The organism is Caballeronia calidae (assembly GCF_900044055.2).
Taxonomy (GTDB): Bacteria; Pseudomonadota; Gammaproteobacteria; order Burkholderiales; family Burkholderiaceae; genus Caballeronia; species Caballeronia calidae.
Genome location: NZ_FCOX02000032.1, coordinates 64,750 through 77,731, shown reverse-complemented (window position 1 = coordinate 77,731; position 12,982 = coordinate 64,750). Strand labels below are relative to the sequence as shown.

The following is a 12,982-nucleotide window of genomic DNA, read 5'->3' as shown; positions in this document are numbered from 1 at the left end:
TTTGCCTAATCCCGCCCCCTTTTGTTTTTGGGACTCTTTACCGTTGCCTTGCAAACATCTGTTGCAACGATGACACCGCTGCCGCCGCGTCCACCGCCTCGGTCACCGCGCGCACGACCGCCGCGCTGCCGACGCCCGTCGCGAGGACATCGGGCATGACCTTGGCGTCGATCCCGCCGATCGCGACGAGCGGCACGCGCCCCGACAGCAATTGCACGTAGCGGCCGAGCCGCGCGAGCCCTTGCGGCTTGGTCGGCATGACTTTCGTCGTCGTCGGGAAGACGGCGCCGAGCGCGAGATAGCTCGGTCTGAAATGCAGCGCGCGCAGCATCTCGTAGTAGCCGTGCGTCGACAATCCGAGGCGCAGGCCCGCTTTCGCGATCGCGTTCAGATCGGCGGTCTGCACGTCCTCCTGACCGAGATGCACGCCATACGCGCCCGCCGCGATCGCCTCGCGCCAGTGATCGTTGATGAAAAGCTGCGCGTCATGGCGACGCCCCGCTTCGACCGAGCGCGCGATTTCGCGTTGCAGATCGGAGGCGTCCGTCGACTTGCGACGCAATTGCGCGGTGCGAACGCCGAGATCGAGCACGCGCTCGACCCATTCGGCGTCCGGCAGCACCGGATAAAGGCCGAGGCGGTCCGTGCACGGAGCAAAGCCGCCCTCGGGCGCGGCGGGCAAATCGGCGACGCGGGGAAAAGTCGCGAAATCGACGGGCCACGCGTCGTCCTTTTTCTCGTCGCCGGCGCGCCAGGCAAGCGCGAGCGTGAGCGCATCGTGCGGCTCGAAATTGCAGTCGAGGAAGGCGGCGAGCGCGGCCAGCCAGTCATCCGACCATTCGCCTTCCAGCGCGAAACGCTCCTCGCCGCGACGCAACGTGACGCGGCCGCCGTGCGCTTCGACGAGCGCCGCGCCGCTTTTCGCGAGCCGGTCGATGTCCGCGTCATGCGGCTCGGTGAATACGATCAGATCGTCCGCTTTAGGCGATTCGGGCGCGGTCAGGCAGATGCGCCAGCGCGTTTCGGCCGCGGGCCAGTCGCCCAGACGCGCGCGAATCCGCTCGGCGACTTCGATCAGCTCGTCCGCCGGGGGCCAGAAGACTTCGCGATTCAGCAAGCTCATGCCGCGCCTCCGTCCTGATGCCAGAACGGCATGCCGACGACCGGCGTGCTCGCCTGCGCGCTGTCGCGCTCGGCCATCGGACCGGCGAGGAACGCGGTGCGCCCCGCTTCGACGCCGAGCGCGAACGCGCGCGCCATCTGCGGCGGAAACGTCGCCTGCGAGACGGCGGTGTTGAGCAGCACGCCGTCGAAGCCCCACTCCATTACCTGACACGCGTGCGACGGCACGCCGAGACCCGCATCGACGATCAGCGGCGTGTCCGGCAGGCGCTCACGCAGCGTGCGCAGCCCGTACGGATTGGTCACGCCCTTGCCGGTGCCGATCGGCGCGCCCCACGGCATCAGCGCTTCGCAGCCGACATCGAGCAGGCGCCGCCCGATCACGAGATCCTCCGTGCAGTACGGCAGCACCTTGAAGCCCTCGCGGATCAGCTTGCCCGCCGCTTCGACGAGCCCGATCGGATCGGGCTGCAGCGTGTAGTCGTCGCCGATCAGCTCGAGCTTGATCCACGGCGTGTCGAACACTTCGCGCGCCATGTGCGCGGTCGTCAGCACTTCGTCGACGCTCTGGCACCCGGCCGTGTTCGGCAAAAGCGCGACGCCGTGGCGCTTCAATACGTCGAAGAAGCCGGCTTCGCCCGTCTCCGACTGGCGGCGCAGCGCGACCGTGACCATGCCCGGCCGCGCGGCGTCGATGGAGTCGGAAAGCGATTGCAGCGACGGATAACGCGACGTGCCGAGCAGCACGCGGCTCGGAAACGCCTCGCCGTAGAGCATGAGGACGTCGGCGGTCTGTGTGGTCATGGTTCGATCCTTCGGTTTCGGAATTCAGCCGCCCGCGACGGGCGACACGACATCGAGCTTGTCGCCGGCGGCGAGCGTCTTCGTCGCGTGCTCGCCGCGCGCGACGAACTGGCCGTTCAGCGCGACCGCGAACGGCGGCTTCGCGCCGAATGCGGTGAGCGCTTCGGTGACGGTCGCGGCATCGTGCAAGTCGAAGACGCGTTGATTGATGTGGATGTTCATGCTTTTTCCTGTTGACTAGAGCGCGGCGACCGCGGTTTCGTCGTGAAGCAGTTCGGGCCAGCGCGCGGCTTGGCGGAACTGCGCGAATGCATCGTGATCGGCGACATCGCCGGACATGAGCGCTTCGGCCATGCCGCACGCGGCATCGGCGACTTCCGGCGCGATCATGAAGCCGTGCCGGTAGAGGCCGTTCACGCGCAAGGTCCGCGCCCCGTCCCAGACGATCGCCGGGCGATGATCCGGCAAGGTCGGCCGGCAATGTGAATTGAGTTCGAGGATGCGCGCCTCGCCGAAGCCCGGATGCACGGCGAACGCGGCGCTCAGCAGTTCGAGCGCCGAGCGCACGCTCACGGGCGACATGTCCTCGCCCTCCACTTCCGTTGCGCCGATCACATACAGATCGTTTTCCTTCGGCGCGATGTAGAGCGGATAGCGCGGATGCAGCAGCCGCACCGGCCGCGAAAGCCCGATGCCCGGCGCATGCACGCGGGCGACTTCGCCGCGAATGCCGCGCAGCGCGGGCCACGCGGGCTTGCCGCCCAGGCCGCGGCAATCGACGATCCAGCGCGCATCCGGCATCGCATCGACGGGCGTGTTCCAGTGCGTACGCACGCCGCGCGCGGCGAGACCCGCCGCGAGCGCGCTCAACGCCTGACGGTTGTCCAGTTGCCCTTCGTTCGGCAGCAGCCAGCCCTGCGCGAAGCGCGTCCCGAGCGCGGGTTCAGCTTGGGCAACCTGCGCGCCCGCGAGCTTGACGAATCCGCCATCGAGCAGAACGGCGGGCGAGTTGGCGCGCAAGCGGCGCTCGAAGAGCGGCGCCTCGGCGCGATCGGCGCCATGCCAGACGACCAGCGTGCCGTGGCGCTGGAAGAACACCGGTTCGGGCAGTTGCGCGATGAGACGCGGCCAGCGCCCGAGCGACGCCGCCCCGAGCCCGACGACGAGCGGCTCGGCGCTCGCCGCCTCCGCGAGCGGCGCGAGCATCGCCGCGGCGACCCACGCCGCCGATTGCGTGCCCGCTGCATCGCCGCGTTCGTAGAGCGCGACATCATGGCCCGCGCCCGCGAGCTGCCACGCAACGAGCCGCCCCACGAGCCCGCCGCCGACGACGGCGAAATCCGGCCGGCGCGCGGCGCCCTGTTCGATCCTGTTCAATTCGATGTCTCCCATAGCCGTGGCGCGGCACTGCACGGGGGAGACGAAGTACGCGATCTCGACCATGCCGGCGCGGCGCCACATCACAAGGACGAAATCAGGGGAGAGACCGGCCCGGCTTCGGATGATACGCGCCGGGCGGAATGAAGATACGGAAGAGACTGGAGGGGCGCCAGGTGTCGCGCGATCTCCGGAAACTTCCCTCGCCGGTATTACCCGGATCGGGTGCAAAGGGTCTCTCTCAGCCTCGCCGCGCTGGTGACCGATCCGGCCGCGGATGCGCGCGAAGCACCCCTGTTTCGTCGAGGATCATTAAAACATGAAAGCCGAACCCGCTGCAAACGGGGATTGCCCGGCTTTTATCCCGTGCGGCGGCACTCTGGCACAATGCCGCGAGCATGGTTCACCGAACGATCGCGCGAAATTAAGTGAGCGTTAAGAGAACCCCGGAAGAATTTACGGACTCAAAAAGCCGCGCGCAGCCCGGCCGCGGGCGTCGCCTTCGGGCGCGTCGAGGCGCATCAGCAGGAAGCTCATGACCAACACTCGCATCGAAAATACGCAGCAGAAGGCCGACGAAGTTTCGGCGTGGAGCCTCATCAAGCCCTACTGGGTGTCGGAGGAACGCCGCGTCGCGTGGGGGCTGCTCGTCGCGATCATCGCGATCAACATGACGGTCGTGTGGATCAACGTCCGCCTCAACAGCTGGAACGCCGACTTCTACAACGCGCTGCAGAACAAGAACGTCAAGGACTTTCCGCATCTGCTGCTGATCTTCACGGGCCTCGCGTTCGCGTACATCCTGCTCGCGGTGTACGGGCGCTATCTGCGGCAGATGCTCGCGTTCCGCTGGCGGCAGTGGCTCACCAACCGGTTTCTGGAGCAGTGGCTCGGCGACAAGGCGTTCTACCGCATCGAGCGCGACCGCCTCGCCGACAACCCCGACCAGCGTATCTCGGACGACCTGCAGTCCTTCGCCACGACGACCCTATCGCTGTCCCTCGATCTGCTCTCGACGCTCGTCACGCTCGTCACCTTCATCACGATTCTGTGGACCATCGCGGGCGCGCTGACGCTCACGCTCGGCGGCACGCCGATCACCATTCCGGGCTATATGGTGTGGGCCGCCGCGCTGTATGCGATTCTCGGCTCGCTCATCATCCAGAAGGTCGGGCATCCGCTCGTGTCGATCAACTATCAGCAGCAGAAGGTGGAGGCGGATTTCCGCTTCGGCCTGATCCGCGTGCGCGAGAACGCCGAGCAGATCGCGTTCTACGACGGCATCGCCACCGAGACGGCGAATGCGAAGACCATCTTCCAGCGCATCCGCGACAACTGGTGGATGATCATGAAGTACACGAAGCGCATGACCTTCGTGCTGAGCTTCTACGGGCAGATCGCGATCATCTTCCCGATCATGGTCGCGGCGCCGCGCTACTTCGCCGGCGCGTTTTCATTCGGCGTGCTGATGCAGATTTCATCGGCGTTCGGCACGGTCAGCGATTCCTTTTCCTGGTTCATCAACAGTTATTCGACGCTGGTCGAATGGCGCGCCACCGTCAACCGTCTGCGCGAATTCAAGCGCGTGATGCGCTCGACGCATATCCGCGAGGAAACGTCGCCGGCGACGGAGCGCGGCGGCATCAACCTGCATTACACGAGCACGCCTTCGCTCACGACCAGAGGCCTCATGCTCGCGCTGCCGAACGGCACACCGCTTTCGCGCGTGACAGATGTTTCCATCGAGCCGGGATCGCGCTGGCTCGTCGTCGGGCCGTCGGGGTCGGGCAAGAGCACGCTGATGCGCGCGCTCGCAGGCTTGTGGCCGTTCGGCGACGGCACCATCGACGCGCCCGTCGACGCGAAGATGATGTTCATCCCGCAGATGAGCTATCTGCCGATCGGCACGTTGCGCGCGGCGCTATCGTATCCGTCGCCGGGCGGCACGTTCAGCGACGACGAATCGCGCGACGCGCTGCGTGTGTGCAATCTCGAGGCTTATGCGGACCGGCTGGATGAGAGCGCGCATTGGGCGCGCAGTCTGTCGCCTGGCGAGCAGCAACGGCTGGCCGCGGCGCGCGTGCTCCTGCACAAGCCCGACTTCCTCTTCCTCGATGAAGCCACCAGCGCGCTCGATGCCGAGAATGAACTGCATATCTACAACACGCTCACCGAGCGTCTGCCGAAGGCGGCTATCTTGAGCGTCGCGCATCGCGAGTCGGTGGCGATGTTCCATGACTACAAGATCGAGATCGAGCGGGCGATGGCCGAAGCCTGAACGCGCTCGCGCAGCGTAGAAAGCAAAAAGGCCACGCAATCGCGTGGCCTTTCTACATCGAGCGTCGAAGCCTGTTTAACGCGGCAACTCGCTGGAACCCATCAGATACGCATCGACGGAACGCGCGCACTGACGTCCTTCGCGAATCGCCCACACGACCAGCGACTGTCCGCGACGCATATCGCCCGCCGTGAACACCTTGTCCACCGACGTGTAATACGCCTTGTCGCCTTCGGTCGCGGCACGCACGTTGCCGCGCGCATCCTTCTCGACGCCGAACGCGTCCAGCACCGGCGACACCGGCTGCGTGAAGCCCATCGCGAGCAGCACGAGATCGGCCTTCAGTTCGAACTCGGAGTTCGGCACTTCGACCATCTTGCCGCCCTTCCATTCGACGCGAACCGCAATCAGCTTTTCAACCTTGCCGTTCTTGCCCTCGAAACGCTTCGTCGCGACCGACCAGTCGCGCTCGCAACCTTCTTCGTGCGAAGAAGACGTGCGCAGCTTGATCGGCCAGTACGGCCACACGAGCGGCTTGTTCTCTTCCTCGGGCGGCTGCGCGAGCAGTTCGAACTGCGTGACGCCCTTCGCGCCATGACGATTCGACGTGCCGACGCAATCCGAACCCGTATCGCCGCCGCCGATCACGACGACATGCTTGCCCTTCGCGAGCAGTTGATCCGTGAGCTTGTCGCCCGCGTTGACCTTGTTCTGCTGCGGCAGGAATTCCATCGCGTAATAGATGCCTTCCAGTTCGCGCCCCGGCACCGGCAGATCGCGCGGCATTTCCGAGCCGCCCGCGATCACGACCGCGTCGAACTGTTCCTTCAGTTCGTCCGGCGTGATGGTTTCCTTCGCCGTATTCGCGATGTACTCCGGCAGCGCATCCTTGCCGATGAACACGTTCGTGCGGAACGACACGCCTTCCGCTTCCATCTGGCGCATGCGGCGGTCGATCAGCCACTTCTCCAGCTTGAAGTCGGGGATGCCGTAACGCAGCAGACCGCCGATGCGATCGTTCTTCTCGAACACGACGACATCGTGCCCGGCGCGCCCCAGTTGTTGCGCGGCAGCCAGACCCGCGGGCCCGGAACCGACGACGGCCACTTTCTTGCCCGTCTTGTGCTTCGGCGGTTGCGGCACGACCCAGCCTTCGGCGAAAGCCTTGTCGATGATCGCGTGCTCGATCGACTTGATGCCGACCGGATCGTCGTTGATGCCGAGCGTGCAAGCCGCTTCGCACGGCGCCGGACAGATGCGGCCCGTGAACTCCGGGAAGTTGTTCGTCGAATGCAGCACATTGATCGCGCTCTTCCAGTCCTGCTGGAACACGAGATCGTTGAAGTCCGGAATGATGTTGTTGACCGGGCAGCCGTTGTTGCAGAACGGGATGCCGCAATCCATGCAGCGCGCGCCTTGAACCTTCGCGTCTTCATCGGTCAGCGCAGCGACGAATTCCTTGTAGTGCTTGACGCGGGTCAGCGGTGCTTCGTACGCCTCGTGGCGGCGTTCGAACTCGAGAAAACCGGTTGCCTTGCCCATTTCTTTCTCTATGTACAGTGAGGGACCTGCTTCCCGACGCACTCGCATCGGGAAGGCCTTCTATCGTTAAAAACCGCTTCAGGCCGCGATGGCGTCCTTCGACTTCTTCGCGCCCATCTCGGTGAGCGCGCGCTTGTACTCGGTCGGGAACACCTTCACGAACTGACGGCGCGCCGAATCCCAGTTTTCGAGCAGGGACTTCGCGCGCGGCGAGCCGGTGAACTGGAAGTGACGCTCGATCAGGCCCTTGAGCAGCGCTTCGTCGGTCTTGCCGGTGTGCCACAGCGCGCGATCGATCGTGCGCTCCTGTTCCGCCTGTTGCAGAACCGGATCGAGCGCGACCATCGACTTGTTGCACTTACCGGCGAACGTGCCGTCCGGGTCGTACACGAACGCGATGCCGCCCGACATGCCCGCCGCGAAGTTGCGGCCCGTCTCGCCGAGCACGACCACCGTGCCGCCCGTCATGTATTCGCAGCCGTGATCGCCCGTGCCTTCGACGACCGCCGTCGCGCCCGAGTTACGCACGCAGAAGCGCTCGCCCGCGACGCCGCGGAAATACGATTCGCCTTCGATCGCGCCGTACATCACCGTGTTGCCGCAGATGATGTTTTCCTCGGACTTGCCGCGGAAGTCGTTGGTCGGGCGAATGATGATGCGTCCGCCCGACAGACCCTTGCCGACGTAGTCGTTGCCGTCGCCGACGAGATCGAGCGTCACGCCCTTCGCGAGGAACGCGCCGAAGCTCTGGCCCGCCGTGCCCTTCAGCTGAATATGGATCGCGTCATCCGGCAAACCGTCGTGGCCGTGCTTCTTCGCGATCAGGCCGGACAGCATCGCGCCGACCGTGCGGTTCACGTTGCGCACCGGCTGGATGAACGACACATGCTCGCCCTTCTCGATCGCCGCCTTCGACTTCTCGATCAGCGTGTGATCGAGTGCCTTGTCGAGACCGTGATCCTGCACATCGACGTGCTTGCGCGCGACGTCTTCGGCAACCGGCACCTGATAGAAGATGCGCGAGAAGTCGAGACCCTTCGCCTTCCAGTGCTCGATGCCCTTCTTCATGTCGAGCAGATCGACGCGGCCGATCAGGTCATCGAACTTGCGGATGCCGAACTGCGCCATGATTTCGCGCACTTCTTCCGCGACGAAGAAGAAGTAATTGACGACGTGTTCCGGCTGGCCCGTGAACTTCGCGCGCAGCACCGGATCCTGCGTCGCGACGCCGACCGGGCACGTGTTCAGATGGCACTTGCGCATCATGATGCAGCCTTCGACGACGAGCGGCGCCGTCGCGAAGCCGAACTCGTCCGCGCCGAGCAGCGCGCCGATCACGACGTCGCGGCCGGTCTTCATCTGGCCGTCGGCCTGCACGCGGATGCGGCCGCGCAGGCGGTTCAGCACGAGCGTCTGCTGCGTTTCGGCGAGGCCGAGTTCCCACGGCGTGCCCGCGTGCTTGAGCGACGACAGCGGCGATGCGCCCGTGCCGCCGTCATGACCCGCGATCACAACGTGATCCGCCTTGGCCTTCGCGACGCCCGCGGCAACCGTGCCGACGCCCACTTCCGAGACCAGCTTCACCGAAATGCTCGACGACGAATTCACGTTCTTCAGATCGTGAATGAGCTGCGCCAGGTCTTCGATCGAATAGATGTCGTGGTGCGGCGGCGGCGAAATGAGGCCCACGCCCGGCACCGAGTAACGCAGCTTGCCGATGTAATCCGAGACCTTGTGGCCCGGCAGCTGACCGCCTTCGCCCGGCTTCGCGCCCTGCGCCATCTTGATCTGGATCTGATCCGCCGACGACAGATACTCCGCCGTCACGCCGAAGCGGCCCGACGCGACCTGCTTGATCTTCGAGCGCAGCGAATCGCCGTCCTTCAGCGGGATGTCGGTGATGACTTCCTTGCCGATGATCGATTGCAACGAATCGCCGTTCTTGATCGGAATGCCGCGCAGTTCGTTGCGATAACGCGTTTCGTCCTCGCCGCCTTCGCCGGTGTTCGACTTGCCGCCGATGCGGTTCATCGCCACAGCCAGCGTGGCGTGCGCTTCGGTCGAAATCGAGCCGAGCGACATCGCGCCGGTCGCGAAGCGCTTGACGATGTCCTTCGCCGATTCCACTTCGTCGAGCGGGATCGCCTTCGTCGGTTCGACCTTGAACTCGAACAGACCGCGGAACGTCATGTGACGCTTCGTCTGGTCGTTGATGATGTGCGCGTATTCCTTGTACGTCTGATACGAGTTGCTGCGCGCCGAGTGCTGCAGCTTGGCGATCGCGTCCGGCGTCCACATGTGCTCTTCGCCGCGCACGCGATACGCGTATTCACCGCCCGCGTCGAGCATGTTCGCGAGAACCGGGTTGTCGCCGAAGGCGTCGCGATGCAGGCGAATCGCTTCTTCCGCCACTTCGAAGATGCCGATGCCGCCGACCTTCGACGCCGTGCCCTTGAAGTACTTCTCGACGAGTTCCGCCGACAGGCCGACGCCTTCGAAAATCTGCGCGCCGGTGTAGGACATGTACGTCGAAATGCCCATCTTCGACATGACCTTCAGGAGGCCCTTGCCGACTGCCTTCGTGAAGTTGTAGATCACCTTCTCGGCCGACAGGTCGCCCTTCAGGCCTTCGGCCAGGTTGGCGAGCGTTTCCAGCGCGAGGTAAGGGTGAACGGCTTCCGCGCCGTAGCCCGCGAGCAGCGCGAAGTGATGCGTCTCACGCGCGGAGCCCGTTTCCACGACGAGACCCGTGCTCGTGCGCAGACCGTGCGCGACGAGATGCGAGTGAATCGCGGACGTGGCGAGCAGCGCGGGAATCGCGACGTTGTCGCGGTCCATCTTGCGATCGGACACGATCAGGATGTTGTAGCCGGAACGCACGGCATCGACGGCCTCCGCGCACAACGACGCGATGCGCGCCTCGATGCCTTCCTTGCCCCACGCCGACGGATAGCAGATGTTCAGTTCGTACGAGCCGAACTTGCCGCCGGTGTACTTGTCGATCGCGCGGATCTTCGCGATGTCCTTGAAGTCGAGCACGGGCTGCGACACTTCGAGGCGCATCGTCGGGTTGATGTTGGTCGTGTCGAGCAGATTCGGCTTCGGACCGATGAACGAGACGAGCGACATCACCAGGTTTTCGCGGATCGGGTCGATCGGCGGGTTCGTCACCTGGGCGAACAACTGCTTGAAGTAGTTGTAGAGCGTCTTGTTCTTGTTGGACATGACCGCGAGCGGCGAGTCGTTGCCCATCGAACCGACGGCTTCCTCGCCCGCTTGCGCCATCGGCGCCATCAGGAACTTGAGATCTTCCTGCGTATAGCCGAACGCCTGCTGACGATCGAGCAGCGCGGCGGCTTCGCGACGCTGCGTTTCGACGTCTTCCGCCTTCGGCTCGATTTCGTCGAGCTTGATGCGCACGGCTTCGATCCAGCTCTTGTACGGCTTGGCGTTGGACAGGTTGTCCTTCAGTTCCTTGTCCTGGATGATGCGGCCCTGCTCCATGTCGATCAGGAACATCTTGCCCGGCTGCAGACGCCACTTCTGAACGATCTTCGATTCGGGAATGGGCAGCACGCCGGATTCCGACGCGAGGATCACCAGGTCGTCATCGGTGACGAGGTAGCGCGCCGGACGCAGGCCGTTACGATCGAGCGTGGCGCCGATCTGGCGGCCGTCCGTGAACGCGATCGCGGCGGGGCCGTCCCACGGCTCCATCATCGCGGCGTGATACTCGTAGAACGCGCGGCGGTTGTCATCCATCAGCGTGTGCTGTTCCCACGCTTCGGGGATCATCATCATCATCGCGTGGACGAGCGGATAGCCGGCCATCACGAGCAGTTCGAGACAGTTGTCGAACGAAGCGGTATCCGACTGGCCCGGATAGATCAGCGGCCAGAGCTTCGGGAGATCGTCGCCGAGCACGTACGACGCGATCGCGCCGGTGCGCGCGTTCAGCCAGTTGACGTTGCCCTTCACGGTGTTGATTTCACCGTTGTGGGCGATCATGCGGTACGGGTGCGCGAGTTCCCACGCCGGGAACGTGTTCGTCGAGAACCGCTGGTGCACGAGCGCGAGCGCCGACACGACGCGCTCGTCCTGCAGGTCGCGGTAATACACGCCAACCTGCCCCGCGAGCAGCAGCCCCTTGTAGACGACCGTGCGCGACGACATCGACGGCACGAAGTATTCCTTGCCGTGCTTGAGCTTCAGCGCCTGAATGCGGTGGCTCGCCGTCTTGCGGATGATGTACAGCTTGCGCTCGAGCGCGTCCGTCACGACGATGTCCTTGCCGCGGCCGATGAAGATCTGACGGATCAGCGGCTCGCTCGCCTTCACGGTCGGCGAAATGGGCATGTTGGAATCCACCGGCACATCGCGCCAGCCGAGCACGACCTGACCTTCGGCCTTCACCGTGCGCTCCAGCTCCTGCTCGCACGCGAGACGCGATGCGTGCTCCTTCGGCAGGAAGATCATGCCGACGCCGTATTCGCCAGCCGGCGGCAACGTCACGCCCTGCTTGGCCATTTCCTCGCGATAGAAGCCGTCCGGCACCTGGATCAGGATGCCCGCGCCGTCGCCCATCAGCGGATCGGCGCCGACCGCGCCGCGGTGGTCGAGATTTTCGAGAATCTTGAGACCCTGCTGAATGATCTCGTGGCTCTTTTTCCCCTTGATATGGGCGACGAAGCCGACGCCGCAGGCGTCGTGTTCGTTCGCAGGGTCGTACATGCCCTGCGCGGCGGGAAGCGAACCGACTGCCGGTTGCTGATGATCGTTCATGGGGACACCGTCTCTACTGTGAGGGGCCGACTCGGCCGTTGAACCATTTTCTTGTCGCTTGCGACGGTCTTTTTTCAACTTGATGTGTCACGAAGCACGGTCGTGCGCGGCACGCTGCACCGCGGCAATCGCCGGAAAACGAAATATACGCGACGAATCAAAAAGATGGCAAATAAAACTTGATGATATGGCACCAATTATCAATATGGTGCAAAGCCATTCAAATATATTGGGGACACAACATCGAGCATCAAAAAGAAACGGCGAACCTCGAAAATTCGAGACGCCGTTTCATTTTCTGCTTCAGCTTTGGCGCTTCGGGCCGTTATTGGGGCTGTGGGGTTTCGCGGACCTTGCGCGGACGTCCGCGCGGCAGCGGCGAGACCCGGCGGTTGGCCGCATGCGACGCCCATTCGCGATAGGCATCGCTGCCAAGCACCCAGCCCTTGAGCGTCGCCTGCAGGAGACGGTTGGCCTCGCGCTCGTCGAGCGGCTGTTCACACAGCTCCTTGTAGGCGTGCTGGCGTTCGAACGGCGTGTTGCCGAGCGACCAGAAGAGCGGATGGTCGGTGATGAGGCCATCGAGCGTGAGACCGGTGTGATGACGGTAGCTGGACCACTTGTAGTCTTGCGGCGCCGCGACGAGCTGCGCGCGCACGGGCGCCATCTCGACGACGCGCGTGGCGAGCAAGAAGTAGCGCTCGCCCTCGATGACCGTGGCACGATAGCGGCCTTCCCAGAGCGTGCCGCGCCGCATGTAGCGGCGATTGAAGTGGGCCACGTAACGGCGTCCCACGGCCTGCATCGCTTTGGGCAGGCTGGATTCGTCGCGCGGCGTGACGAGCAGATGCACCGCTTGCGGCATCAGTGCATAGGCATGGATGGAGAGGTGATGATCACGTGAAGCAGTCCTCAAGCAGTCGATGAAGAGCTCGTAGTCCTGGTCGTCGACGAAGGCGGGTTGCTGGTCGAGACCACGCAGGATGACATGCTGCGGCTGTTCGGGAACGTAGAGTCGTGCAAGCCGTGCCATTCTGGATATTCCGTTGGTCGCGTTTGTGTTACCCCGTTCGGGGG

8 protein-coding genes and 1 riboswitch are annotated in these 12,982 nt (G+C 64.4%); of the genes, 1 reads left to right on the top strand and 7 read right to left on the bottom strand.

Annotated elements, in window-relative coordinates:
• Positions 1–37 precede the first annotated feature (37 nt).
• From thiE to AWB78_RS25565, 4 genes are read right to left on the bottom strand one after another with little or no spacing between them, the layout of a single operon-like run.
• Positions 38–1,123, bottom strand: coding sequence for a thiamine phosphate synthase (thiE, locus tag AWB78_RS43845; RefSeq protein ID WP_074173536.1), 1,086 nt, complete (start codon positions 1,121–1,123; stop codon positions 38–40).
• Positions 1,120–1,926: a thiazole synthase gene (locus tag AWB78_RS25575; protein WP_062608760.1), complete on the bottom strand. Its 807-nt coding sequence runs from the start codon at positions 1,924–1,926 to the stop codon at positions 1,120–1,122. The genes thiE and AWB78_RS25575 overlap by 4 nt, the downstream gene beginning before the upstream one ends.
• 24 nt (positions 1,927–1,950) lie before the next feature.
• The gene (gene thiS, locus AWB78_RS25570; RefSeq protein ID WP_062608759.1) at positions 1,951–2,148 is read right to left on the bottom strand and encodes a sulfur carrier protein ThiS; all 198 of its coding nucleotides are present in this window, start codon (positions 2,146–2,148) and stop codon (positions 1,951–1,953) included.
• Between the two features lie 15 nt (positions 2,149–2,163).
• Positions 2,164–3,303 (bottom strand): FAD-dependent oxidoreductase, encoded by a 1,140-nt coding sequence (locus tag AWB78_RS25565; RefSeq protein WP_374729490.1) that lies wholly within the window; start codon positions 3,301–3,303, stop codon positions 2,164–2,166.
• A 181-nt stretch (positions 3,304–3,484) separates the two neighbouring features.
• A riboswitch (TPP riboswitch) is annotated at positions 3,485–3,609 on the bottom strand.
• Between the two features lie 229 nt (positions 3,610–3,838).
• Here AWB78_RS25565 and AWB78_RS25560 point away from each other — a divergent pair.
• Complete coding sequence (locus tag AWB78_RS25560) at positions 3,839–5,581, top strand: ABC transporter ATP-binding protein/permease (RefSeq protein WP_062608758.1); 1,743 nt, start codon at positions 3,839–3,841, stop codon at positions 5,579–5,581.
• 75 nt (positions 5,582–5,656) lie between these two features.
• Here AWB78_RS25560 and AWB78_RS25555 read toward each other — a convergent pair whose 3' ends face one another.
• The 3 genes from AWB78_RS25555 to AWB78_RS25545 all read right to left on the bottom strand — a co-directional run bounded on the left by AWB78_RS25555 (position 5,657) and on the right by AWB78_RS25545 (position 12,938).
• Positions 5,657–7,123: a glutamate synthase subunit beta gene (locus tag AWB78_RS25555; protein ID WP_062608757.1), complete on the bottom strand. Its 1,467-nt coding sequence runs from the start codon at positions 7,121–7,123 to the stop codon at positions 5,657–5,659.
• A gap of 78 nt (positions 7,124–7,201) precedes the next feature.
• The gene (locus AWB78_RS25550; protein ID WP_062608756.1) at positions 7,202–11,905 is read right to left on the bottom strand and encodes a glutamate synthase-related protein; all 4,704 of its coding nucleotides are present in this window, start codon (positions 11,903–11,905) and stop codon (positions 7,202–7,204) included.
• Between the two features lie 325 nt (positions 11,906–12,230).
• Positions 12,231–12,938 (bottom strand): transposase, encoded by a 708-nt coding sequence (locus AWB78_RS25545; RefSeq protein ID WP_062608755.1) that lies wholly within the window; start codon positions 12,936–12,938, stop codon positions 12,231–12,233.
• Positions 12,939–12,982 lie beyond the last annotated feature (44 nt).